Below are 23,742 nucleotides of genomic sequence, written 5' to 3'. Positions count from 1 at the left end.
TTTAGTGTTAATTATTTAGTGTAAATATAGCTAATCCATGCCAATTCCTATTGTAAATTCCATAGCTTCATGGTTTTTAAAAAAGCGATTTCATCAAATTGAGTTGTTTTTAAAATATCCCAATGAAGTACAAAACGAATTAATTTTCAGTCTTTTAAAATTTGCTAAGGATACTGAAATAGGTAAGCAGTACGATTTTGCATCTATTAAGACTTATAAAGAGTTTAATGAGCGGCTCCCTATTATTAGCTATGAAGATATTCAACCAATCATTGAAAGATCCCGAAACGGTGAACAGAATATTTTCTGGCCAAGACCTATTAAATGGTTCGCTAAATCTAGCGGAACTACGGATTCTAAAAGTAAGTTTATACCTGTGAGTACGGACTCCTTAGAAGATTGCCATTATGCAGCTAGTAAAGATTTACTATGTATGTACCTCAACAATAATGAAGATGCTCAATTATTTACAGGCAAAAGTTTACGCTTAGGTGGTAGTAAAGAGTTGTATAAGGAAAATGGAACCGTTTTTGGCGACCTCAGTGCTATTTTAATAGATAATATGCCTTTTTGGGCAGAATTTAGTAGTACACCAAGTAGTAAAGTTTCCTTAATGAGCGAATGGGAAACTAAAATGCAAGCCATTGTAGAAGAAACTATAGAAGAGAATGTAACTAGCCTAGCTGGTGTTCCCTCTTGGATGCTTGTTCTGCTAAATAATATTTTAGATAAAACAGGAAAGGATAATCTTTTTGAGATATGGCCAAATCTTGAGGTATATTTTCATGGTGGTGTAAGTTTCAATCCTTACATAGAACAATATAGAGCCATACTACCAAAAAAGGAATTTAAGTATTATGAAATCTATAATGCTTCAGAAGGTTTCTTTGCTATACAAGACCAAAATTACTCTGGCGATTTATTGTTAATGCTAGACTATGGTATCTTTTATGAATTCATCCCCATGGATACCTATGGTACCAAGGAAGAAAAAGTCATTCCATTAAGTGAAGTAAAACTCAACACCAATTATGCTTTAATTATTACTACTAACGCTGGGCTTTGGCGCTATAAAATTGGTGATACGATACGCTTTGTAAGCTTAAATCCACATAGAATAAGAGTATCTGGTAGAACCAAACATTATATTAATGCTTTTGGCGAAGAACTGATTATTGAAAATGCTGAGGATGCACTTAAAAAAGTATGTAAAAGAACCTCAGCAGAAATTGTAGATTATACGGCAGCACCAATATTTATGAAGGGTAAAGAAAAAGGAGCTCACGAGTGGATTATTGAATTTAAAAAACCGCCTAAAGACTTATCGTATTTTGGAGAACTCTTTGACAATGCGCTTAAATCACTCAACTCCGATTATGAAGCAAAACGTTATAATAATATGACATTGAACAAGCCAAAAATTCACTGTGCGAGGCCTAACCTTTTCTATGATTGGTTAAAAGAGCATAACAAACTTGGCGGACAACATAAAGTACCTCGTTTATCTAATTCTAGAGACTATATTGATGAATTACTGCTTCTAAACAAGGTATAATTAGACGGCTATTCAACTAAGAGATTGGTGTCCTGTCAATAATTGTCACAAAAAAGTGGCTTTTATCTAAAAAACCGCAACTAAAATTGATGGCATAACCTGTTAGTAATTTGGTAATGTAATTAATCCATAACACTTACATTATGAAGGTTACATTACACGTACTGCTTACGGCATTGCTGTTTTCTACTTACACTTTTCACAAAACAGACCCAGCAAGAGATACCATTGAAGAGTACACGCTTAATTTCGAGTCTGAGGAATAAGAACTCAATGCCATATTAAAACTTTCTCCCAAATAAATTTATTTGGGTTTTGGTCTTTTAACGAGAAAAATTGCATCGAAATTTCATACAACGAGTTTTAAAATGACTTTAACCAAAATCTAGGAAAAAACAAATTTTATACAAATGTTGACGCTATATTAGCAGTAAATAAATGTGCTATTTATAATACCCTAACTAATAAACAATATTGCCAGCAATATTAATTTAATTCAATCCCAAACAATAAAAAACCACATAATCTACTATAGAATATGTGGTTTATTTTTGTTCTATTTTTAACTTTTTAAGATACTGCCTTTAATTTCTTTAAAGTAGACTTACTTAATCTATCTTCAGCATAACTCTTAGTAACATTAAGTTTGGTTTCGCCAGAGCCAGGCAGATCGAACATAGCTTCAGTAAGTATTTCTTCACAAAGAGAACGTAGACCACGTGCCCCAAGTTTATATTCAATAGCTTTTTCGACAATATAATTCAGTGCACCTTCAGTAATTGTGAAATCTACCTCATCCATAGCAAACAATTTCTTATACTGTTTAATAATGGCGTTCTTTGGCTCTGTTAAGATAGCTCTTAACGTATTGGCATCTAGTGGATCCATATGTGTTAATACAGGTAAACGACCAATGATTTCAGGGATGAGTCCAAAATCTTTTAAATCCTTTGGAATAATATATTGTAAAATATTGTCATCATCCACATTATCATCCTTGATAGAGCTATAGCCTATCGATTGCATATTGAGGCGTTTGGTAATCACACGCTCAATACCATCAAAAGCACCTCCAGCAATAAATAAAATATGCTCGGTATTAACCTCTATAAATTTTTGATCTGGATGCTTGCGACCACCTTTAGGCGGTACATTTACAACAGTACCCTCTAACAATTTCAATAATGCTTGCTGAACACCTTCTCCCGAAACATCTCTTGTAATTGATGGATTGTCACTTTTACGTGCAATCTTGTCTATTTCATCTATAAAAACAATGCCTCGTTGTGCCTTTTCAAGATTATAATCCGCAGCCTGTAATAAACGTGTTAAGATACTCTCAACATCTTCACCTACATATCCTGCTTCAGTTAAAACCGTAGCGTCCACAATAGCCAAAGGTACGTTGAGCATACGAGCTATAGTCTTTGCCATTAAGGTCTTACCTGTACCGGTTTGCCCAACCATGATGATATTACTTTTTTGGATTTCAATATCATCATCTGATGCTGGTTGCAATAAGCGCTTGTAATGGTTATATACAGCCACAGACATTACACGCTTGGTATACTCTTGGCCAATAATGTATTCATCTAGAAAAGCCTTAATCTCTTTGGGCTTTCTTAGCATTAATTCAGCACTTAACTCTGAATTACCTGATTGTTTGGATTCTTCCACAACAATGCCATAAGCCTGCTCAATACAACGATCACAAATATGCGCGTCAAGCCCAGCAATCAATAAATTGGTTTCTGACTTTTTTCTACCACAAAAAGAGCATTCTAATTCTTCCTTTGCCATAATCTTAGTTCTAAATTTAGGGGATTTTAGTCGTAAGAATTAATAATTACTTGCGTTCTAAAACCTCATCTATCATTCCATAGGCTAAAGCCTCATCTGACTTCATCCAATAATCTCTATCTGAATCTTTTTCTACTTGTTCATAAGGTTTACCTGAATGACTAGAAATGATTTTATATAATTCCTCTTTTACCTTTATTGTTTCACGTACTGCGATTTCCATATCAGATACTTGACCTTGGGTACCACTCATTGGTTGGTGAATCATAACACGCGAGTGCTTCAGGGCTGAACGCTTTCCTTTTTCACCCGCACACAACAATACGGCTGCCATAGAGGCTGCAATACCAGTACAGATAGTAGCTACATCTGGTTTTACAAACTGCATAGTATCATAGATACCTAAACCTGCATATACAGAGCCACCTGGAGAATTGATATAGATTTGTATGTCTTTTGAGGCATCCGTACTTTGTAAGAATAATAATTGTGCTTGAATAATATTAGCCACCTGATCATTTACACCCGTCCCCAAAAATATAATACGATCCATCATAAGTCTTGAGAACACATCCATGGCAATAGCATTTAGCTGTCGTTCCTCGATAATATTTGGTGTTAGATTAGTTGGATACATGCTTCGCATTATTTTATCATAATACATGCTATTAATCCCTTGATCTTTTATAGCGAACTTTTCAAACTCTTTTCCGTAATTCATTTAATTTTAATTTGTTTTTTGATTAAAAAAAAAGCGTAAAACTTTTCAGTTCTACGCCTTAAAGATACTAATTTATTTTAGCTTCCTGTTGACACAGGAACGACAATTTAAAGTTTAAGGCTTAGCCTTAGGGGTTTTAACTTAACTGTAGAACTCTTTCACAAAATCATCATAAGTAATGTCTTTTGTTTTAAGATTTGCCTCAGTTTTATAAAAGTCTAACAATTTTTGACTCATTAGCTGCTCTGACAAGCGCTTCACTTCATCTTGATTAGACATAATACGAGCAGTAATATCCTCCAGTTCTTTTTCTGAAGGATTCATTTGACCAAATTGCGCCATTTGCCCCTTTATCATTTCCATGGCAAAGGTCTTAAGTTCTTCAAACTGAACTTGAAGGTTATGTTCTGCAATTAATTTACCTTCAATTAATTGATAGCGCATGCTTTTTTCGGACTTTTCGTATTCTTCTTTGGCTTGCTCTTCGGTCATTGGTTCTTCACCTGCAGTTTGCATCCATTTTTGAAGAAATTCGGCCGGCAAATTGAACTTTGTATTTTCAACCAAATATTCCGTTACATCATTTAATAGCTTCTGGTCTCCTTGCTGCGCAAATTGTTTTTCGGAATCTGTTTTAATCCTCTCTTTCAATTCTGTGACCGTAGTAATAACTTTTGGTCCAAAAAGCTTGTCGAACAATTCTTGATTTAAATCTGCCAATTCGCGTTCATTGATCTCAGAAACTTCAAAGTTCACTTCAATATCCAATCCGCGCGCATCATCATGAGATACTTTTAAGAAGGTCATTAAATCATGATCATCATTAAACAACCCTTTTGTTTTAAGGGTCATAAGATCACCTACTTTAGCTCCGATAAGCTTCTTTGCATTAGTTTTACCTTTAACCTTATCTAAGGTGATTGTCGCTACATTTTCAATCTCTTTTTCTTCATTAGAGAATTTTCCAGTAATCTCAGAATTTTCAGTTACTTCGGTTTGAGATACCAATTTACCATATTGCTTTTGGATATGCTCAACCTGATTGTTGATCATTTTGTCATCAGCAATGATATTATAATGCGTAATTGCTTTTTTACTTTTTAGCTTCACCTCGAATTCTGGTGCCAAACCTAGCTCAAACTCAAAAGAAAAGGCATCTGCATCCCAATCTAGATCATCTTGAGGTTTTGGTAATGGGTTACCTAAAACATCTAGTTTCTCTTCTACTAGATATTTTCCTAAGGCATCTTGCAATAATTTATTCACCTCATCAACCAATACCGCTTTACCATATTGCTTTTTCACCATTCCCATTGGCACGTGTCCTTTTCTAAATCCAGGAATGTTGGCAGACTTACGATAATCCGATAAAATCTTCTCTACTTTATCACTATAATCATCCTTAACAATATCTACTTTTACAACCGCATTTAATGCATCGATGTTTTCTCTTGTAATATTCATTATTCTTGAAACTAAAATTGGGCTGCAAAAATACGACATTTTTCACAACCCAACAATAGTTTAAAACATTGATTAATGGTTATTCCTTATCTTTTTTTAATAGCGAATGTAATAACGATTGTAGGATACATAGTAGGATACTAAAAAGTATAGCTGTCCATATACCATCCACGCCAAAACCTTCTATGAGTTTGTCCGCTAAAAGAATAATTAATGCATTAATAACAAACAAAAACAGCCCTAGCGAAAGGATGGTTGCGGGCAAAGTTAAAATTACCAGAATGGGCTTAACTAATACATTGAGGATTGAAATTACAACAGCAACAAGCAATGAGGTCAAATAATTATCTACATAAACACCATTTAAAATCTCTGCGAGCACAAAAACGGCAACTGCATTTAGTAAGAGTTTGAGAATGAAATTCATGATTTTTTCTTTAAGATATGAAATTTATCACAGTTGCGTAAAAATCCTTAGGGTTTTCAGCATGCAACCAATGACCAGCATTCTTAATGGTTTTAATTTCTGAATTTGGAAAATGACGTCGAATAATAGACTCATCTTGAGGACCAATATATTCTGAACGATCGCCTCTTAAGAACATTGTATCCTCATGAAAAGTAGCATGTATTGGTAAAGCTTCACCCACTTCCGAAACATTCTCTTTTAGAACGGGTAAATTTATTCGCAAACCTAATTGACCTTTTTCCACCCAATATAAATTTTTGAGCAGGAACATACGTGTGCCGATTTCTGGAACATAATTGCTTAACACCTTATCGGCCTCACCTCTTGTTTTTATTTTTGAAAAATCCAATTGGCTAAGACCCTCTAAAATAGCATCATGATGTATAGGGTAATACCGTGGTGAAATATCAGCTACGATAAGTTTGCTTACTAATTCTGGATAGGTTGTGGCAAAAAGCATCGCTGTTTTTCCTCCCATGGAATGGCCTAATAATGTGATATCACTTATATCATGCTGATCAGAGTATCGTTTTAAATCGTCCACCATCAATTCATAATCGAAACCATCATCATGGAAACTACGCCCATGATTACGTTGATCAACCAAATGCACTTCAAAATTAGACTGAGAAAATTGTCTGGCCAAGGTTTTCCAATTGTCACCCATTCCCAAAAAGCCATGCAGAATGACAAAGGGTTTTCCTTCTCCTATAATGTTAGAATGTAAAATCATTTAAGCTTTTCCAGATACATTTTAATGACATTTTCTACACCCATGTACAAACTTTCAGAAATCAAGGCATGTCCAATAGAAACTTCTAAAAGTCCAGTGATATTTTCTTTAAAAAAGGCGATATTATTCAAGGACAAATCATGTCCAGCATTTACACCTAAATTTAGAGCATTTGCCAAGCCAGCACATTCCATGTAAGGTTTTATGGCATCTTTATTGCCCAAAGTGTATTGATGTGCATACGCTTCGGTGTAAAGTTCAATTCTTTCTGTTCCTGTTTCTTTTGCACCTTCAATCTGATGTAAATCAGGATCAACAAATATGGATGTCCGTATTCCATTATTTTTAAACTCCTGAATAACGTCAACCAGAAAATCCTTGTGCTTAATAGTGTCCCAACCTGCATTGGAAGTAATCGCGTCTTCAGCATCAGGCACTAAAGTAACTTGGGTCGGTTTTACCTCTAAAACCATATCTATAAACTTTGGGATGGGGTTACCTTCAATATTGTATTCCGTATAAACTTCTGGTTTTAAATCGTAAGCATCTTTATAGCGGATATGCCGCTCATCTGGCCTTGGATGAATCGTTACTCCCTCGGCACCAAAACGCTGTACATCCTTTGCAAATTGTACTACATTGGGCACATCACCTCCTCTACTGTTTCTTAGTGTTGCAATCTTATTTATATTAACACTTAACTTTGTCATTCCATTAGGTTTTGAATCGCAAAAATACACAACTCATCTTGGGTTTTTACGGTTATTTTTGATTAATTTGCAAGATATTGAAACTCAATTTATGCACTTACAGGATTTTGTTATAAACGATATAAAACCATTAAGCATCACCGATAAAATAGGCGATTTACAAATGCTATTTAATCAGTTGACATACTCGCATATTCCTATTCAAAAAGAAGGTATATACATGGGCTGTATTTCTGAAACTGATGCACATTGTTTTGATGGTGCAAAATCCATAAACGATTGCAATTATACCATTGAGGGCTTTTTTGTGAGAGCTACAACAAATTGGCTAGATGTGCTCGAAGCTTTTGCAGAGTATGACTCTAACATTATGCCAGTATTGGATGAGAATAGCACCTATTTAGGCTATTATGAACTCAATGATATTATTCATTTGTTTAACGAAACTCCCTTTTTTGCAGAACCAGGTGGTATCGTTATTGTAGAAAAAGGAATTCACGATTATTCCTTTAGTGAAATTAGTCAAATCGTAGAATCTAATGACACAAAATTGTTAGGTGCTTTTATTTCTAAAATGAGTACTGATTTGGTTCAAATCACTTTAAAAATTAGCAATACCAGCCTTAATGATATCATACAAACCTTTAGACGCTACAGTTATAATATTGTTTCTGGTCATGAGGAAGATTCTTATATAGAAAGCTTAAAGGAACGCTCACAATATTTAGACAAATACCTAAATATGTAATCATGAAAGTTGCAGTCTATGGTCAAAATTACACCAAAGAATCTACACAAAAGGCTTTTGAAATTCTCATAGAAGTACTTTTAGACCATGGTGTTGACATTTTGGTAGAAGCAGATTTCTTGAGCCAGCAAAACGAAACCTTACAGAACAATGCTTCAATTAAAACGTTTACCCACTTAGATAGAAGCTATGAGCTGCTTATTAGTATTGGTGGTGACGGTACAATTTTAAGAGCTATAACTTATGTAAGCGATTTAGGCATTCCTATTGTCGGTATAAATACAGGTCGATTAGGATTTTTAGCTACTATCCAAACCGATGAAATAGAAATCTCACTTTCTGAAATATTTAAAGGAAACTATAAGATTTCTGAACGATCCTTGCTAAGTGTGGCTACCCTACCTAAAAATAGTCGTATTGAAGACACCAACTTTGCACTCAATGAGATTGCTCTGAGCCGAAAAAATACCACATCCATGATTACGGTTGAAACACACCTTAATGATGAATATTTAACCTCTTATTGGGCAGATGGACTCATTCTTTCTACTCCCACGGGTTCTACAGGATATTCCCTGAGTTGTGGCGGTCCCGTAATAGCACCTGATGCTAATAACTTTGCGCTAACACCAATTGCCCCACATAATCTTAGCGCTCGTCCGTTAATTATTCCTGATAATACGGTTGTTACTTTTAAGGTTGATGGCAGGGAAGACCAGTTTTTAATGTCCCTTGATTCTAGAATCGTTACATTACCTAATACCACTACGGTTACCGTTAAAAAAGCCAATTTTGTTATTAGAATGGTTGAACGCTTAAATGAGACCTTTTTAGACACCCTAAGGAAAAAGCTGCTTTGGGGAGAAGACAGACGCAACTAAAACACTGATTTTATACAATAAATACCTTTAAAAACTGTTTATCTGTAAGACATTTTGCGTCAAATTGTTATAGGCTAACCATATTTGTTATATTTGCAAACTTTATAAAATTTATGAGGTATTTATTCCTAATTTTTACTAGCATTTGCTTCTTGCAAAATACTGATGCTCAAATCTATGAGGTCGGCGTATTTGTCGGTGGCAGTAATTTTATTGGTGATGTTGGTGCCACAAATTATATATCTCCAAACCAAGCTGCGCTCGGAGCTATTTTTAAGTGGAACAGGAGTCCAAGACACTCCTTTAGAGCCTCGATTATTTTCTCGGATTTAGAAGGCATAGATGGTAAGTCTGATGATCCAAGACGTATTCAACGTGGCTACAGCTTTAATACTAGTATTTTTGAATTTTCGGCCGGAATGGAATTTACCTTTTGGGAATTCGATTTGCATAAAAGTGGAATTCAAGGGACCCCTTATTTATATTCTGGAATATCTGTTGCTAACCATGATAATTATTTTTTTAATCAAAATGGCGAATATACATCTGAAAATACGAGCAGTTGGGCTTACGGCATTCCAATGGTTTTAGGATATAAAACCAACATAAGCAATCATTTGGTTTTAGCTGCAGAAATTGGTGCTCGTTACACATTTTCTGATGAATTAGATGGTAGTGTTCCAGATGCCGAATTTAGAGAACAATTTAGTTTTGGAAATACAAATAGTAATGATTGGTATGTATTTTCAGGAATTACCTTAACTTACACCTTTGGTAGAAGACCTTGCTATTGCAATTTTTAAATGAGCCTTAAAGAACAAATAAACAAAGAAAAGCTTCCAAACCACGTTGCTATTATCATGGACGGTAACGGTCGATGGGCAAAACAAAAAGGCTTAATGCGTGTTATGGGGCATGAAAATGGCACCAAAGCCGTAAGACAGGCCGTAGAAGCCAGTGCAGAAATCGGTATCAAAAATTTAACCCTTTATGCATTTTCTACTGAAAATTGGAAACGCCCAAAACTAGAAGTTCAAACACTGATGAAGCTTTTGGTTAAATCCCTAAAAAAGGAAATCAAAACCTTACAAGACAATAATATAAAATTGTCTGCCATTGGTTCACTTCATGATTTACCAAAAAAAGCCCAACAAGAGTTGGTAGATGTCATAGAAAAAACAAAAAACAATACGAATATGACATTAACCCTGGCATTGAGCTACGGTTCTCGTGAAGAAATTGTTAATGTTATTAAGGAATTATCAGTTAAAGTTAAAAATAATATAATTTCTCCCGAAAGTATTGATGAATCCATTATAAATAAGCATCTTTACACGCAAAATTTACCAGACGTTGACCTGCTAATTCGCACAAGCGGTGAACAAAGAATCAGTAATTTTTTGCTTTGGCAAATCGCCTATGCAGAATTATATTTTACAGATATTTTATGGCCAGATTTTAAGAAAGAAAATCTGTATGAAGCACTCATAAATTATCAAAATAGAGAACGAAGATTTGGAAAAACAAGCGAACAACTTACTTAATATTAGTCAATCAAAATCCCTTGCAACTTTTATAATTACCCTACTACTATTTACAATTTCGCTTAATAGTTACGGTCAGGGTGGCGGTGCGACCTATTTGATTAAAGAAATTACCGTAACAGGTAACACCAATTTTAGCCCTCAAACCATTATCGCTTATTCTAAACTTCGAAAAAATGAAGAGATTCAAGTTGGTGGTGAAAAAATTGCCAATGCTGTTAAAACGCTTTGGAAATCTAATCTTTTCAGCAGCATAGATATTTATATTACAAATATTGATGGTAATACAGCCGATCTGGAAATTAACCTGATCGATCTTCCTGAACTTAAAGAGGTAACGATTCTTGGTGTCAGGAAAAGCAAGAAAGATGAAATCATCAGTGAAAATAAGTTACAAGCAGGTCAGAAAGTTACTGAAAACCTCATTGCCACTACAAGAAACTATCTTACAAATAAATATAAAAAGAAAGGATTTTTAAATACTAAAGTCACCATATCGACCTCAAAAGTCATCGACTCTATAGAAAAGGAGCGTGTAAATATGATTGTTAAAATCAATAAAGGTGAAAAAGTAAAAATTAAAAAAATCAATTTTATTGGTAATGAAAAAATAAAGGACAAGAAACTTCGTAAAGCAATGAAGAATACGAAGAAAAAAAGCTTAAGTCCATTACGTATTTTTAAAAGATCCAAATATATAGAGGAAGATTTCAGAGAAGACCTAACAAGCCTTGTTGATAAATACAAGGAAAATGGTTATAGAGATGCACGGATTATTTCAGATTCAATTATCTATAATAATGACAAAACCATTAGCCTAAATATTGAAGTTGAAGAAGGTGAAAAATATACTTTTGGCAAAGTAGATTTTGTAGGCAATACAATATATACCGACCGAGTATTAGCCTCTGTATTGGGAATTAATAAAGGGGATACATACAATGGTGTAGAATTGAGAGAACGTATTGATGATCCTAATGATCCTGATGCAAGAAGTCTAACTAATCTCTATCAAAATTCTGGGTATTTATTTTCCACCATTAATCCCGTAGAAGTAAGTGCCGAAGGAAACATCATTGATATGGAAATACGTATTTCTGAGGGAAAACCTGCTTACTTTAATAATGTAACAGTTGTTGGTAATGATGTAACCAATGACCATGTCATTTACAGGGAAATAAGAACCCGTCCTGGGGAACTCTACAGTAAATCGCAAATCATTAGAACGCTACGAGAACTAGGCCAATTAGGGTTTTTTGATGCACAGCAACTTGTTCCAAACATTAAAAACCCCAACCCAGTTGATGGTACATTAGATATAGAGTATGAAGTGGTTGAGCAAGGATCGAGCCAGATTCAATTGCAAGGCGGCTATGGTGGTGGTGGTTTTATTGGTACTTTAGGCCTATCATTCAACAACTTTGCTATAAAAGATATTTTTAACAAAGATGCTTATAAGCCTGTGCCAAGAGGTGATGGGCAAAGCCTTGCCTTGAGATTACAAGCTAGTCAATTTTTTCAAACTTATAGCTTCTCTTTCAGTGAACCATGGTTAGGCGGCAAAAAACCATTTCAGCTATCGTCCTCCATATCGTATTCAAGACAATTTTTATTTAATCCTCAAACACGAAGAGCCGATAGAACTAGAAGATTCAATATTCTTGGTTTAACAGTAGGTGTATCTACTAGATTAAATAAACCCGATGATTATTTTTTGCTTTCACAAGCAATAAGTTATCAGAACTATGACTTAAGAAATTATAATACAGGATTATTTACATTTGGTGACGGATCTGCAAATAACTTATCATATACAATCGGCTTAAGTAGAAATAACCTTTATACAGATCCTATTTATCCAACTGGAGGATCTAACTTTACAGTTTCCGCAAAATTTTCTTTTCCATATTCTTTAGTAAATGGTGTAGACTACAAGGCTCTTAGGGAAGAAAGAGATCAGTTAGACCCATCAGATCCTGATGATTTTGCACGTATTGGCGAAATTGACCAAGAGCGTTTTAACTGGCTTGAATTTTATAAGATAAAATTCAAAGGTGACTGGTTTACAGAAATCACCAAGAAACTCGTGTTAAGACCAAGTGTAGAGTTTGGATTTTTAGGGGCGTATAATAATGATAGAGGTGTAATCCCATTTGAGCGTTTCTTTGTTGGTGGTGATGGTTTAGGGAACTTTGCCCTCGATGGTAGAGAAATTATACAACTTAGAGGTTATCCAAACCAATCGTTGTCTACCCAAGATGGTGGTTCAATATATAACAAATTTTCGCTTGAGTTGCGCTATCCCATTACGTTGGGCGCACAAGCAAAAATATATGGTTTATCTTTTTTAGAAGGAGGTCAGTCGGTAAATAGTTTTAAGGATTTTAATCCTTTTGACTTGCAAAGATCAGCAGGATTTGGGATTAGAATTTTCATGCCTGCCTTTGGTCTATTAGGTATCGATTTTGGACATGGATTCGATCCAATTCCTGGCGATACGATAAAAAGTGGTTGGCAAACGCACTTCATAATTGGACAACAGTTTTAAGTTTGGCACGATATTTTCTAAACCTTTAATAAGTATTTCAACATGGTGTTAAAATTTTTAATCATTTATTTCGTTACATTTGAAGCCTAACATCACAAATAACGGCGAAACGTTTGATTAACTAAAAATGTCCTAAAACAAAAACAAACATGATGAAATTTAAAGTTCTTTTTTTATTGGCAGTAATTGGTCTTATGAGCTTTAGTGTTAGTGCACAACGTGGAGTCAGGATAGGCTATATTGATACTGAATATATTTTACAAAATGTACCTGAATATCAAGAAGCATCAACACAATTGGACAAAAAAGTTCAGCAATGGAAGACTGAGATAGAAAAAAAGCTTGGTGTTATTGAGCAAAAGAAGAAAGAGTTAGAAAATGAAAGTGTGCTTTTAACTAAGGAGCTCTATGAAGAGCGTATGGAAGATATTTCTTTTGAAGAAGCTGAAATTTTAGACTATCAGCAAAAACGTTTTGGTCCAGGCGGAGATATGATCATCCAAAAAAGGCAATTAATTGAACCTATTCAAGATCAGATTTTTGCTGCAGTACAACAAATAGCCGAAACAAAGAAGTTTGATTTTGTTTTCGATAAGTCTGCTGATGTCGTTATGCTATACTCGGCTGAACGCTACGATATTAGTGAGCAGGTTTTAAGAACTATTACAAGGACATCGCGTCGCAATCAGGCGAAAAACAAAAAAGAACTTAAAGAATTGGAAGAGGAAGAAGTGGTTCCCGTAGTAAGTGAAGAAAAGGATGAAAGACAAAAGGCCTTAGATGAACGAAAAGCAGCAAGAGAGGCCGAATTAGCAGCTAAACGTGCCGAGCGCGAAAAAGCTCTAGAAGCTAGAAGGGCAAGACAAGATTCCATAAGAACGGCAAAAAAGCGTGAAGCCGATGAACGACGCCAGAAAGTTTTAGACGAACGTAACAAGAAAAAATCTGAAACTGAAGAGCCTGAAAACGAAGAAACTAAGATTGTAGCTATGCCTAATGAAGATCCTGCAAAAAATGAGAGCACTGCCAAAAAAGTAGAAGAAGACACTACAGAAAATAAAAATGTAGTAAAAACAGATACAACAAAGGTAAAAGAGGCTGTAAAAAAGGATACAACGGCTACTAAAAAACCGTTAACAGCAGCTGAAATAAAAGCGCAAGATAGAGAACGAAGACGAAAGGCATTAGAGGAAAGAAAGAAGAAAATACTAGAGCAGCGTAAAAAAGCTCGTGAAGAGCGTGAAAAACAATTGAAGCGCAGAGATTCTATAGCAAAAGCTAAGAAAAAGGGAGGAGAAAACAATTAATATAATTATAACACACAAATACAATTTAGAAAAAATGAAATCAAAGATTCACGAACTCACTAAAATAAATGGACTATACGTGAGTAAACATTTTAAAACTTTATTATTTGCAACGGCATTGTTTATAGGAGCAACGAGTTTTATGTCTGCTCAAAGTAAGATTGCGCATATTAATACACAAGACTTAATAAAAGCAATGCCAGAGTATAAAACAGCACAAGCTGAGATTGAAAAATTAGGGGCAACCTATCAAGCTCAAATTCAGGATTCTTTAAAAGAGTTGGACAATAAACTTAAGCAGTACAATGCAGAAGCTGAAAGCCAAACTGAGGAGACTAATATGGAGCGTATGCAGGAAGTAGAAGGTATGAAGCAAAGTTTGACGCAATTTCAACAAAATGCGCAACAGGATATACAAAAGAAAGAAATCGACCTTCTTAAGCCAATTACCGAAAAAGCAAGAGTGGCTATAGAAAAGGTAGCTTCTGCACAAGGGTTTGACTATGTATTAGAGGCTGGAGGACTTATTGTAGCTAAAGGAAAAGATTTATTAGCTGATGTTAAAGCAGAATTAGGAATTTAATTGAAATAGAGTTACATATTTATAAATAAGTCGCTTATTTGAAGCGACTTTTTATTTTTGTGGTAATTATGAATACGCAACCTATCGGCATATTTGACTCTGGTATTGGAGGTACATCCATTTTTAAGGAAATTCATACCCTATTGCCAAATGAACATTGTATTTATTTGGCCGATAGTAAAAATGCTCCTTATGGCGATAAACCAGCATCTCAAATTCTTCAGTTAAGTATTAAGAATACAAAACTATTGCTTGATAAAGGCTGTAAACTTATAGTTGTGGGCTGTAATACTGCAACAACGAATGCCATCGCTTATTTAAGGGCTAACTATAATTTGCCTTTCATTGGTATTGAGCCTGCGATAAAGCCAGCTGCCTTAAATACCAAAACCAAAACCATTGGTATACTGGCTACTAAGGGGACTTTAAGCAGCCATCTGTTTCATAAAACCTCTGACCTATATGCAAGTGGCATTAAAGTAATTGAACAAGTGGGCGAAGGCATCGTCCCCTTAATTGAATCTGGAAAATTGCACTCGGATGAAATGAAGGAGTTATTGACTTCTTATTTGCAACCTATGCTCAAAGAACATATCGATTACTTGGTTCTTGGTTGCACACACTATCCTTACCTTATTCCAATGCTTAAAAAAATGCTGCCCAAGGATGTAAGTATTATCGATTCAGGCTTAGCGGTAGCAAAACAGACTAAAGCCATTCTTGAGAAGCATCATTTGTTAAATGAAGAAAAAAGTTCGCCATCCATCAAATTATATTCAAATGGGAGTCTTGATATTTTAAATACCATTCTAAACCATCAATTTGAAACCGCTTATTTAGATTTTTAGCACATGGAATCATTTCATCTTTTTGTAGAAGTTAAAATAAAAGAAAACTTCTCTTTTTTGAAGCAAAAACATGATTTTTCAGCATTTACTAATTACCAAATTAAAGATGAATACTATATAAATTGTAGAAAAGACAATATCGAATTTAGTGTCTATATCCCAATGTATAGCAGGTGTTGTCCAAGTATTTCAATTATTTATCATACCAATACAAAGTCTAATAACTTTAAAAGATACGATGTTGAAAATTTGACTACAAAGAGTTCTATCAGAAAAGGAATTGGCTCAGTAAATATTGAAAACTACATAATTAAATGTGCAAACATTTTAAAAGAAAATGAACAAATTCTTTACGGTAAAAATGAAGGCTACATTGAATATAATGAGAACAACTATAATAAAAATACATCTCAATAATTAAGTAAATAAAAGTGACCTTAGTCTTTGTTTATAATGCCAATTCCGGTAAAATCAATGCGCTGCTTGATGCTGGGCATAAACTATTCAGTCCATCAACTTATCCTTGTAGTTTATGTGCCTTAACTTATGATACGTTTACCGAAAATAGCACTTGGAAATCCTTCAGAAAGGAAATTAACATCAACATGAAATTTTACCACAAAGATGAATTTGAAAGTGAGTTTCCTTATGCCGATATTAGTTATCCTACTATATTAAAACTAGACAGTGAAATGTTTTCAACAGTTATAGACCATAAAACTTTAGATAACATACCAGATGTGGCTAGCTTGATACAAAAACTCAAAACTATTCTTTAAACCAACCTGAATATTTCACATAGTTATTGGCTATTCTGTTGATTTCACCAGAAATTAATTCGGTACTAATATCCTTTACTTTCTTAGCTGGTATACCAGCATAAATACTACCAGATTCTACAATAGTTCCTTTAGTGACCACTGCGCCTGCTGCAATAATGCTGTTGTTCTCAACGACGCAATCGTCCATAACAATACTGCCCATACCAATAAGTACATCATCGTGGATGGTACAACCATGCACAATAGCATTATGGCCTATAGACACATTATCACCTATCGTTGTTGGTGATTTTTGGTATGTGGCATGAATAATAGCCCCATCTTGTACATTAACTTTATCACCCATTTTAATGAAGTGAACGTCTCCTCTAATCACTGCATTAAACCAAATACTGCAATGATTGCCCATGGTAACTTCACCAAGGATAGTGGCATTATCTGCAACAAAACAATCTTCTGGAATTTGAGGATAAATTCCCCTTACGGGTTTTATTATTGGCATAATTTTTATTTAAAATAAGATAACAAATCTGCCTTTTTTGAGGCAGATACCATAATTTCTTTTCCGTTGCTCAATACTACGCTTCCACCTTTACCCTTAAGATATTTAACCACTTCATTTACATTTACCAAATAACTCTTATGGACTCGAGCAAAATTACCATCTTTTAGACTTTCTTCAATATATTTTAGGGTTTTGCTCACCAGTTTCTTTTTGTTGTTATTGAGATATATTTCAGTATAATTATCGTCAGCTTTGCAATACATAATATCTGCCATATTCAGAATTTCAAACCCATTTTGTTGCGGAATGGTAATTTTTCCATTCACATCATTTGTTTTGGGTACTAAAACCTGATCTTGTAAGGCTTCTTCTTTAGTTTTAATTTCAGTAACGTAATCTACGGCTTTAATTAATTCTTCAATAGAAATAGGCTTCATTAAATAGTATGAGGCATGAGCATTCAAAGCCTCAATTGCATAATGATTATATGCTGTGACAAAAATTGTTTCAAAATCAATATTGCCTACCTTATCTAACAAATCGAAAGCATTGCCATAAGGCATTTCTACATCCAAAAAGACTACATCCAAATCATTGTTTCTAATCAAGACTAATGCTTCTTCAACATTGGTTGCTTCACCAACAATGTTAATGTTTGGACAGTATTTTGTTAGATAATTTCTTAGAATATCCCTACTTGTTTCTTCGTCTTCTACTAGTATGGCATTTAATTTCATTTTAGTCTTTTTTTAATGTTACAATAACTTTAGTTCCTGTATCTTCTTCAGATGATCTAAAATCCTCGATGCTTACATCGACCTTATCCTTATACATCTTGTTTAAAATAGCAACACGCTCCTGTATATTATTCATACCTTTAGATTTCTGCTTCTTTTGATTAGCCGTTTTCAATGTTTTTGAACGTTTTCTACCAATACCATCATCAGTAATAGCAATGGTAATTTCGTTCTTGGATTTGGATTTTAAAGTAATGTTTAAATGACCCTTTTCTTCCTTATAACGTAGACCATGCCAAACCGCATTTTCGATATATGGTTGCAGTAACATAGGTGGAATTAAAAACTCATCAATATTAATCTGCTCATCAACATCTATAGTGTATTCAAACTTATCCTGAAACCTAAAATGCTCTAACTTGGTATATAACGACAATAGTTCAATCTCTTTTTTTAGTGGGATGAAGTCTTCTTCACTATTTTCTAAAACCGAACGCATCAAGTATGAAAAATCCGATAAATATTTATTCGCTGTACGTTCATCATTGGTAGCAATAAAACTATTTACAGAATTAAGCGCATTAAATATAAAATGGGGATTCATTTGACTACGTAATGATTTTAAAGCCAATAGATTATTGGCAAATCGCTGCTGTCTTATGTACTTAAACATAAAAAATCCTGTGATAAGTAATAGGACCAACCCACTTATAAGTGAATAAATAATAATTTGTTGTCCCTTATTGCGCACTTGGGTCAACTCATACTTGCTTCGAGAAAGTTCTCGATCACTTTCGAGAGAGGTAATTCTATTTTGTTGTTCTGCTAAATTTCGACTAAATCGCGCAGCCTGCGATATTTCCTGAACTTTTTTAGCATATAGCTCATCAACAGTCTTTTTATATTCGTTTAACCATTTGAGACCTTCTTCGGCATTTCCGGCATCTATAAGTGCTTCAGAAAGTTTACGTGTGGCATCCTTTTTTACATCTAAGTCTTCTTTTCTATCAGCTTCTTCAATACTCTTTTTAAAAGAAGGTATGGCATTTTTGAGATCATTATTTAACAGATAGGCATTCCCTAATTTATAATTTTGCTTTTGTGGACTCAGTGAACTTTCATTAGGTATCAAAGAGTCGAGCTCTATATCTTCAATGCTCTCTATCGCTTGTTTTCTTAACTCTATCTCATTGTCATAATCTTCAATAACACTATTAAATTCGGCTACTTTTATTTGTTCTTCTACTGCCCTCTTCTTGTTTTCCTTGCTTGCTAAATTGAGTGAATTGTCAAAAAAGCCCTTAGCCTTTATTTTATCTCCCTGAACATTATAGGCCTGTGCTATTTTAGAATTTAAATCGGTTATTTTTGGTGTAATTAAATGTTCTTTGGCTATTATCAACCCTTTTTGATAAGTCTTTACCGACTCGTCAAAATTTTTGGCTTTTAGATAGGCATCTCCTAAGCCTTCAAAAAGGATCGTTTTTTCGTAATTAGACAAAGAGTCTTGATCAATACCGTTATAGGCCTCAATACTTTTTTCATAATCTTCATTCTTTAAATAGGCACTTGCAAGTTTTAATCTGGCTGAATTGGTACTATAATTTTGTAAACTTATTTTGTATGCCGAGATTGCTAAATCATATTGTTTCCAAAATATATAAATATCTCCTATTAACTCGTGAGCTTCAGCACTCTGAGTAGTCGATGTATTAACGTTTAAGGCATCACCGACAAATTTTAAGCTCCTCGCTGCATCTTTCTTTAAATAAGCATCGGCTGAATCTATAAGACTATTAAACTTTTTCATGCTTTCAAAGGATTTTGATCGTTTAGAACTCTTTAACTGCTCTGGTAGAACTTCTATATAAATACGATCATTACTTTTTATAGTGTAGTATATAGGTTCAAATGAGCTATGGGTAACGATTAGCTGATCACCAATTCTGGCACGTATCGAGAACTTACCGTTAGAATCTGTAGTTGTATACTTACTACCATTTATTAAAACATTAACTTTAGAAACAGGCTCATAGGTTTCCTTTTCGTATACTGAACCTCTAATCATAAAAAAAGCATCGGCATCATTTCCGCTCTTTTCTTTCGTTAATGTCTCGTTCTGGGCATTACTTAAACCAAACAAAGAAAAAACACAAAACAATAATATATAAAGTCTATTCGATTTCAACTAGCCTATAATTAATTGTTCTAAACTTACATACTTTATTTGATTTCAAAAAATGGCCACGCAGAATTTTAGACCTAATACCACTTTGATTTTGCCAGTTTACTAACATATAGTTTTTACTCACTCATTGGTATTTCTTGTTTACTCATTTCAAATTTTAATTGTTGTTTTTTCAGCAGAGCTTTATCGCATCATTAATTAAAAAACAAATCGAAATGAAAAAAAGCAATATAACCTTCTTGCTATTTCTTTTAAGCTATAACCTAATTATTGCTCAGCATAAAGGAAACTACAATCAAATTACAAGAGAAATTTCACGCCAAAATATATTATCTAGCGGTAATGCTACTATTTATAATCCGGCCATTCAACATCGTACCAATAAGGTTCTACAACCTAGTAATGTATTAACGATAGATGTAAAGGCACTACAAAATGTAAGTGCAACCACCTATACAGCAGTGTTCAACTTGTCTCAAATTGGACCAACAGCCGAGGCAACAAATTCACTGATGAAAGAACGTATTGATAATATCAAAAAAAGATTGAACTCAATAGGAATTACGGAAAAAGATATAGCATTAGATGTCATTTCATTTGTGCCAGTATATGAAGTTGAAGTCACAAAGAAACTGTTCAGTAAAACTTATACCGAAGTTCCTAAAGGTTTTGAGTTGCAACAAAATATTCACATCCAATTTACGAAGACAAATCAGTTTGAATCTATATTAGAAGCTTGCGCCAAAAGTGAAGTTTACAACCTCGTAAAGGTTGATTATTTTATCGAAAATATTCAAGAGGTGTATAAGAACCTGCAAGAAAAATTATTAAGCCTCATTGAAGATAAAAAGTCTTATTATAATACATTGGGGTTCAATTTATCAGAATATGATATTAAAATAGCTGATGATAAATATTGCTACTTCCCAAAAGACTTCTATCAGAGTTATCAAGCGTACAACAGCATCTCTTTTGAAGCCTTAAAAAAAGATAGAGGAATAACAAGCGCAAAAAAACAAACATCGTACTACTACCAGCCTCTCACCTACGAAAACTATGATATAGTTATTAACCCATCAATTCTGGAGCCAGTGGTTCAGATAGGTATGAATATAAAACTAGTATTTATACCTAAACCCAAAGTACAAAAACAACAACCAATTACAAAGACCGAAATAGATCACAAGTATTATGTTATCTCTCCAAATGGAACCATAGATGTAAAAGAATTAAACACAAAAAATTAAAAATTATGAACTTTTCAAAAAAAAATCGCGAACACTTAAAAAGTAAGAATAGCGTGAGTAAAACAATATCTAGGGCTTTGGCTGTACTAATAAGTATTGTATCCTTTACAGGATGCAATGCCAATACAAAAACCAACGCAAATAATCTAAGCTTAAACACTAGCTTAATCGAAACAAAGTTAAAATCCAAAAAACCAGAAATTAAAGTAGCCCTCTTATTAGATACGAGTAATAGTATGGATGGGTTAATAGATCAGGCCAAAGCACAATTATGGGAAATTGTCAATGAATTATCTTACGCAAAGTGTAACGAAGAAAGTCCAAACCTTAAAATCGCACTTTATGAATATGGTAATGCTAATTTAAATGCGGATGAAGGTTATTTAAGACAAGTCATTTCTTTTAGTGATGATCTTGATGAAATCTCTAAATCATTATTCTCATTAACTACAAACGGCGGTAATGAATACTGCGGCAAAGTCATTAAAACTGCATTAAACCAATTAGATTGGGGGGAAAATAATAATCTAAAATTTATTTTTATTGCTGGAAACGAACCTTATACCCAAGGCGATGTCAGCTACAAAGAAGCATCAAAGTTAGCACATCAAAACGATATAACCGTCAATACCATTTTCTGTGGTGACTATAATCAAGGCATATCGGGTTTTTGGAAAGATGGAGCAGATTTAACCCATGGAGACTACATGGCAATTAATCACAATAAGGCGACAGTGCACGTTGCTTCACCATATGATGATACAATCCTCAAACTCAATGAGAAATTGAATAAAACATACGTGGCTTATGGAAACTCTGGAAGAAGAAAAATGGAATTACAAGCAGAACAAGATTCTAATGCCAGAAGCTATAATAAGGCTAATGCCGTGAGTAGAACAGTAAGTAAAAGCTCTCGATTATATAAAAATAGTTCGTGGGATTTAGTTGATGCCGAAAAAGAATCCGATTTTTCATACGATAACTTAGATAAAAGTCAATTACCAGAAGAACTAAAAGGACTGTCTAAAGAAGAGATTAAATCTTATGTTGACAAAAAACGAAAAGAACGCAAAGAACTTCAAAACAAAATTTCCGAATTAAATATAAAGCGACGTAAGTATATTTCTAACAAATCAGCAGATAATAATGGATTAGAAAATGCTATGCTAAATGCCATAAAAGCACAGGCTAAAAAGAAAAACTATATTTGGGAATAGTATCTAAAACAAAAGGCTCGGTTAAAACCGAGCCCTTTTTATTAGTTAACCGCAGGACAGTTACATTCAAACTTCTCTCTTCTACAATTAAAGTTATATCCTAACGTAATTTGATGGAATCCGCCAGTGTTAAAATTAACTGTATTAGCCTGATAGGAATATGTATAAGCAAAAACAAAATTGTTATAGTCTACTCCTATAAATGGGGTAAAGTACTGTAGTTTCTGACTACTTACACCAGACCCATCTAAAAACTCTGCACCATCTAAACTTCTTCTGTAAGATAAACCACCCCAAATCTTACCAAAATCCATCTCTCGATATACCTTGGCATTAATGTCAATTGTTGATTCCTCTGTGGCATCTCTATACATATACATAATTGAAGGCTCATAGCTCCAGTCACTTCCAAACTTATTAAAAGTATATCCCGCTGATAATAAGTAAGTCCTTAAATTGTCAAATTCAAACCCTTGTTCATTAAAATTAATACCCTCATTTCTTAAAATATTTTTGGCAGTAAAGTGTGCATAGAAATCAACAAAATGATATGAAAATCCAAAATCAATATTAAAATTTGTCGCACTTTGTTCGATACCTGCAATAAGCTGGTCAAATTCTCCTGGAGCTAGAAAAGTAGTCTCATCCAATTTATACTGAAGAAAACCTGCGCTCAATCCAAATGAAAGCATATTTAAATCAATCTCATTTCTTGAAAACATGAGGTGATAAGCAAATGTAGCGTAACCACCAACGGTCGAATGAAAACCATTAGCATCATTAAATATAATACCCCCTAATGCTACAGGAGAATCACCCAATCTTCCATTTATACTTAATGTTTGTAAGCTTGGCGCATCATCAACACCAAACCATTGCTGCCTTGCCGTTAATCTTACTTTAGCACAATTTGCAACCCCTGCCATTGAAGGATGAATCAAATAATAATTATCCAATAGATAATCAGAATAAATAGGCACACCCTCCTGTGCTATTCCAATATTTGCAAATAATGCTGTTAATACTACTAAACAAAACTTTTTTAATCTCATAATTTTTTTATCGTTTCAAGGTAAAATGTGCCCTTAGTTCCCTCCGCTGTCCCGTTGCCGGCTCGTCGTACTCCACCACGAACCAGTAGCCCCCCGTCGGCAT

General features: G+C 34.1%; 24 protein-coding genes. 14 read left to right on the top strand and 10 right to left on the bottom strand.

Going from position 1 to position 23,742, the window contains the following annotated elements; translation table 11 throughout:
* Positions 1 to 37: 37 nt before the first annotated feature.
* Both Q0992_RS15450 and Q0992_RS15445 read left to right on the top strand, forming a co-directional pair.
* Complete coding sequence (locus Q0992_RS15450; RefSeq protein ID WP_299526499.1) at positions 38 to 1,555, top strand: GH3 auxin-responsive promoter family protein; 1,518 nt, start codon at positions 38 to 40, stop codon at positions 1,553 to 1,555.
* Between the two features lie 143 nt (positions 1,556 to 1,698).
* Positions 1,699 to 1,821, top strand: coding sequence for a hypothetical protein (locus Q0992_RS15445; RefSeq protein WP_299526496.1), 123 nt, complete (start codon positions 1,699 to 1,701; stop codon positions 1,819 to 1,821).
* Positions 1,822 to 2,125: 304 nt separating this feature from the next.
* Here Q0992_RS15445 and clpX read toward each other — a convergent pair whose 3' ends face one another.
* From clpX to Q0992_RS15415, 6 genes are all read right to left on the bottom strand, one after another.
* A complete protein-coding gene (gene clpX / locus Q0992_RS15440) occupies positions 2,126 to 3,355 on the bottom strand; it encodes an ATP-dependent Clp protease ATP-binding subunit ClpX (protein ID WP_299526493.1) in 1,230 nt (409 codons plus the stop codon).
* 46 nt (positions 3,356 to 3,401) lie between these two features.
* On the bottom strand, positions 3,402 to 4,076 hold the full coding sequence (clpP, locus tag Q0992_RS15435; RefSeq protein ID WP_299526491.1) for an ATP-dependent Clp endopeptidase proteolytic subunit ClpP: 675 nt from the start codon (positions 4,074 to 4,076) through the stop codon (positions 3,402 to 3,404).
* Between the two features lie 141 nt (positions 4,077 to 4,217).
* On the bottom strand, positions 4,218 to 5,540 hold the full coding sequence (gene tig, locus Q0992_RS15430) for a trigger factor (protein WP_299526488.1): 1,323 nt from the start codon (positions 5,538 to 5,540) through the stop codon (positions 4,218 to 4,220).
* A gap of 79 nt (positions 5,541 to 5,619) precedes the next feature.
* A complete protein-coding gene (locus Q0992_RS15425) occupies positions 5,620 to 5,967 on the bottom strand; it encodes a phage holin family protein (RefSeq protein WP_299526485.1) in 348 nt (115 codons plus the stop codon).
* A 10-nt stretch (positions 5,968 to 5,977) separates the two neighbouring features.
* Positions 5,978 to 6,742 (bottom strand): alpha/beta fold hydrolase, encoded by a 765-nt coding sequence (locus tag Q0992_RS15420; RefSeq protein ID WP_299526482.1) that lies wholly within the window; start codon positions 6,740 to 6,742, stop codon positions 5,978 to 5,980.
* Positions 6,739 to 7,452 carry a pyridoxine 5'-phosphate synthase gene (locus Q0992_RS15415; protein WP_299526479.1) on the bottom strand — a complete coding sequence of 238 codons (714 nt, stop codon included), beginning with the start codon at positions 7,450 to 7,452 and terminating at the stop codon, positions 6,739 to 6,741. Before Q0992_RS15415 ends, Q0992_RS15420 begins: the two co-directional genes overlap by 4 nt.
* 91 nt (positions 7,453 to 7,543) lie before the next feature.
* Here Q0992_RS15415 and Q0992_RS15410 point away from each other — a divergent pair, with 91 nt between their 5' ends.
* The 10 genes from Q0992_RS15410 to Q0992_RS15365 all read left to right on the top strand — a co-directional run bounded on the left by Q0992_RS15410 (position 7,544) and on the right by Q0992_RS15365 (position 16,690).
* Positions 7,544 to 8,200: a CBS domain-containing protein gene (locus Q0992_RS15410; protein WP_299526476.1), complete on the top strand. Its 657-nt coding sequence runs from the start codon at positions 7,544 to 7,546 to the stop codon at positions 8,198 to 8,200.
* Positions 8,201 to 8,202: 2 nt separating this feature from the next.
* Positions 8,203 to 9,081 carry an NAD kinase gene (locus tag Q0992_RS15405; RefSeq protein WP_299526474.1) on the top strand — a complete coding sequence of 293 codons (879 nt, stop codon included), beginning with the start codon at positions 8,203 to 8,205 and terminating at the stop codon, positions 9,079 to 9,081.
* Positions 9,082 to 9,194: 113 nt separating this feature from the next.
* Positions 9,195 to 9,884: a DUF6089 family protein gene (locus Q0992_RS15400; protein ID WP_299526471.1), complete on the top strand. Its 690-nt coding sequence runs from the start codon at positions 9,195 to 9,197 to the stop codon at positions 9,882 to 9,884.
* Complete coding sequence (locus tag Q0992_RS15395; protein WP_299526469.1) at positions 9,885 to 10,625, top strand: isoprenyl transferase; 741 nt, start codon at positions 9,885 to 9,887, stop codon at positions 10,623 to 10,625.
* Positions 10,597 to 13,173 (top strand): POTRA domain-containing protein, encoded by a 2,577-nt coding sequence (locus tag Q0992_RS15390; RefSeq protein WP_299526466.1) that lies wholly within the window; start codon positions 10,597 to 10,599, stop codon positions 13,171 to 13,173. The genes Q0992_RS15395 and Q0992_RS15390 overlap by 29 nt, the downstream gene beginning before the upstream one ends.
* A gap of 149 nt (positions 13,174 to 13,322) precedes the next feature.
* Entirely contained in the window at positions 13,323 to 14,480 is a 1,158-nt protein-coding gene (locus tag Q0992_RS15385; protein ID WP_367277972.1) for an OmpH family outer membrane protein, read from the top strand.
* Between the two features lie 34 nt (positions 14,481 to 14,514).
* Positions 14,515 to 15,063, top strand: a complete 549-nt coding sequence (locus tag Q0992_RS15380) for an OmpH family outer membrane protein (RefSeq protein ID WP_299526462.1) — start codon at positions 14,515 to 14,517, stop codon at positions 15,061 to 15,063.
* Between the two features lie 68 nt (positions 15,064 to 15,131).
* Positions 15,132 to 15,911 (top strand): glutamate racemase, encoded by a 780-nt coding sequence (murI, locus tag Q0992_RS15375; RefSeq protein ID WP_299526531.1) that lies wholly within the window; start codon positions 15,132 to 15,134, stop codon positions 15,909 to 15,911.
* A gap of 3 nt (positions 15,912 to 15,914) precedes the next feature.
* Positions 15,915 to 16,328, top strand: a complete 414-nt coding sequence (locus tag Q0992_RS15370; RefSeq protein ID WP_299526459.1) for a hypothetical protein — start codon at positions 15,915 to 15,917, stop codon at positions 16,326 to 16,328.
* 14 nt (positions 16,329 to 16,342) lie between these two features.
* Entirely contained in the window at positions 16,343 to 16,690 is a 348-nt protein-coding gene (locus tag Q0992_RS15365; RefSeq protein ID WP_299526456.1) for a GTPase, read from the top strand.
* On the opposite strand, the gene Q0992_RS15360 is transcribed toward Q0992_RS15365, so the two are convergent.
* From Q0992_RS15360 to Q0992_RS15350, 3 genes are read right to left on the bottom strand one after another with little or no spacing between them, the layout of a single operon-like run.
* Positions 16,680 to 17,195 (bottom strand): gamma carbonic anhydrase family protein, encoded by a 516-nt coding sequence (locus Q0992_RS15360; RefSeq protein ID WP_299526454.1) that lies wholly within the window; start codon positions 17,193 to 17,195, stop codon positions 16,680 to 16,682. The genes Q0992_RS15365 and Q0992_RS15360 overlap by 11 nt on opposite strands.
* 5 nt (positions 17,196 to 17,200) lie before the next feature.
* Positions 17,201 to 17,935: a LytTR family DNA-binding domain-containing protein gene (locus Q0992_RS15355; protein ID WP_299526451.1), complete on the bottom strand. Its 735-nt coding sequence runs from the start codon at positions 17,933 to 17,935 to the stop codon at positions 17,201 to 17,203.
* A 1-nt stretch (position 17,936) separates the two neighbouring features.
* Positions 17,937 to 20,123, bottom strand: coding sequence for a histidine kinase (locus tag Q0992_RS15350; RefSeq protein ID WP_299526448.1), 2,187 nt, complete (start codon positions 20,121 to 20,123; stop codon positions 17,937 to 17,939).
* A gap of 215 nt (positions 20,124 to 20,338) precedes the next feature.
* Here Q0992_RS15350 and Q0992_RS15345 point away from each other — a divergent pair, with 215 nt between their 5' ends.
* Together Q0992_RS15345 and Q0992_RS15340 are read left to right on the top strand one after the other, a co-directional pair.
* Entirely contained in the window at positions 20,339 to 21,370 is a 1,032-nt protein-coding gene (locus Q0992_RS15345; RefSeq protein ID WP_299526445.1) for an SIMPL domain-containing protein, read from the top strand.
* 5 nt (positions 21,371 to 21,375) lie between these two features.
* On the top strand, positions 21,376 to 22,587 hold the full coding sequence (locus Q0992_RS15340) for a vWA domain-containing protein (RefSeq protein WP_299526443.1): 1,212 nt from the start codon (positions 21,376 to 21,378) through the stop codon (positions 22,585 to 22,587).
* Between the two features lie 41 nt (positions 22,588 to 22,628).
* Here Q0992_RS15340 and Q0992_RS15335 read toward each other — a convergent pair whose 3' ends face one another.
* Positions 22,629 to 23,639: a type IX secretion system membrane protein PorP/SprF gene (locus Q0992_RS15335; RefSeq protein WP_299526440.1), complete on the bottom strand. Its 1,011-nt coding sequence runs from the start codon at positions 23,637 to 23,639 to the stop codon at positions 22,629 to 22,631.
* Between the last annotated feature and the right edge of the window lie 103 nt (positions 23,640 to 23,742).

The sequence above is a fragment of the Winogradskyella sp. genome, from assembly GCF_028289625.1.
GTDB lineage: Bacteria > Bacteroidota > Bacteroidia > Flavobacteriales > Flavobacteriaceae > Winogradskyella.
Note: the sequence above shows the minus strand (reverse complement) of the source record. Positions and strands in the feature narration are given on the sequence as shown.

What these genes read in the sequence shown, in the direction of transcription:
- clpP (WP_299526491.1), bottom strand. Translation starts at nt 4,076, where the DNA reads ATGAATTACGGAAAAGAGTTTGAAAAGTTCGCTATAAAAGATCAAGGG.
- Q0992_RS15335 (WP_299526440.1), bottom strand. Translation starts at nt 23,639, where the DNA reads ATGAGATTAAAAAAGTTTTGTTTAGTAGTATTAACAGCATTATTTGCA.
- Q0992_RS15405 (WP_299526474.1), top strand. Translation starts at nt 8,203, where the DNA reads ATGAAAGTTGCAGTCTATGGTCAAAATTACACCAAAGAATCTACACAA.
- murI (WP_299526531.1), top strand. Translation starts at nt 15,132, where the DNA reads ATGAATACGCAACCTATCGGCATATTTGACTCTGGTATTGGAGGTACA.
- Q0992_RS15420 (WP_299526482.1), bottom strand. Translation starts at nt 6,742, where the DNA reads ATGATTTTACATTCTAACATTATAGGAGAAGGAAAACCCTTTGTCATT.
- Q0992_RS15340 (WP_299526443.1), top strand. Translation starts at nt 21,376, where the DNA reads ATGAACTTTTCAAAAAAAAATCGCGAACACTTAAAAAGTAAGAATAGC.
- Q0992_RS15345 (WP_299526445.1), top strand. Translation starts at nt 20,339, where the DNA reads ATGAAAAAAAGCAATATAACCTTCTTGCTATTTCTTTTAAGCTATAAC.
- Q0992_RS15385 (WP_367277972.1), top strand. Translation starts at nt 13,323, where the DNA reads ATGATGAAATTTAAAGTTCTTTTTTTATTGGCAGTAATTGGTCTTATG.
- Q0992_RS15400 (WP_299526471.1), top strand. Translation starts at nt 9,195, where the DNA reads ATGAGGTATTTATTCCTAATTTTTACTAGCATTTGCTTCTTGCAAAAT.
- Q0992_RS15355 (WP_299526451.1), bottom strand. Translation starts at nt 17,935, where the DNA reads ATGAAATTAAATGCCATACTAGTAGAAGACGAAGAAACAAGTAGGGAT.
- Q0992_RS15410 (WP_299526476.1), top strand. Translation starts at nt 7,544, where the DNA reads ATGCACTTACAGGATTTTGTTATAAACGATATAAAACCATTAAGCATC.
- Q0992_RS15415 (WP_299526479.1), bottom strand. Translation starts at nt 7,452, where the DNA reads ATGACAAAGTTAAGTGTTAATATAAATAAGATTGCAACACTAAGAAAC.
- Q0992_RS15370 (WP_299526459.1), top strand. Translation starts at nt 15,915, where the DNA reads ATGGAATCATTTCATCTTTTTGTAGAAGTTAAAATAAAAGAAAACTTC.
- Q0992_RS15450 (WP_299526499.1), top strand. Translation starts at nt 38, where the DNA reads ATGCCAATTCCTATTGTAAATTCCATAGCTTCATGGTTTTTAAAAAAG.
- Q0992_RS15445 (WP_299526496.1), top strand. Translation starts at nt 1,699, where the DNA reads ATGAAGGTTACATTACACGTACTGCTTACGGCATTGCTGTTTTCTACT.
- Q0992_RS15395 (WP_299526469.1), top strand. Translation starts at nt 9,885, where the DNA reads ATGAGCCTTAAAGAACAAATAAACAAAGAAAAGCTTCCAAACCACGTT.
- Q0992_RS15360 (WP_299526454.1), bottom strand. Translation starts at nt 17,195, where the DNA reads ATGCCAATAATAAAACCCGTAAGGGGAATTTATCCTCAAATTCCAGAA.
- Q0992_RS15380 (WP_299526462.1), top strand. Translation starts at nt 14,515, where the DNA reads ATGAAATCAAAGATTCACGAACTCACTAAAATAAATGGACTATACGTG.
- clpX (WP_299526493.1), bottom strand. Translation starts at nt 3,355, where the DNA reads ATGGCAAAGGAAGAATTAGAATGCTCTTTTTGTGGTAGAAAAAAGTCA.
- Q0992_RS15425 (WP_299526485.1), bottom strand. Translation starts at nt 5,967, where the DNA reads ATGAATTTCATTCTCAAACTCTTACTAAATGCAGTTGCCGTTTTTGTG.
- tig (WP_299526488.1), bottom strand. Translation starts at nt 5,540, where the DNA reads ATGAATATTACAAGAGAAAACATCGATGCATTAAATGCGGTTGTAAAA.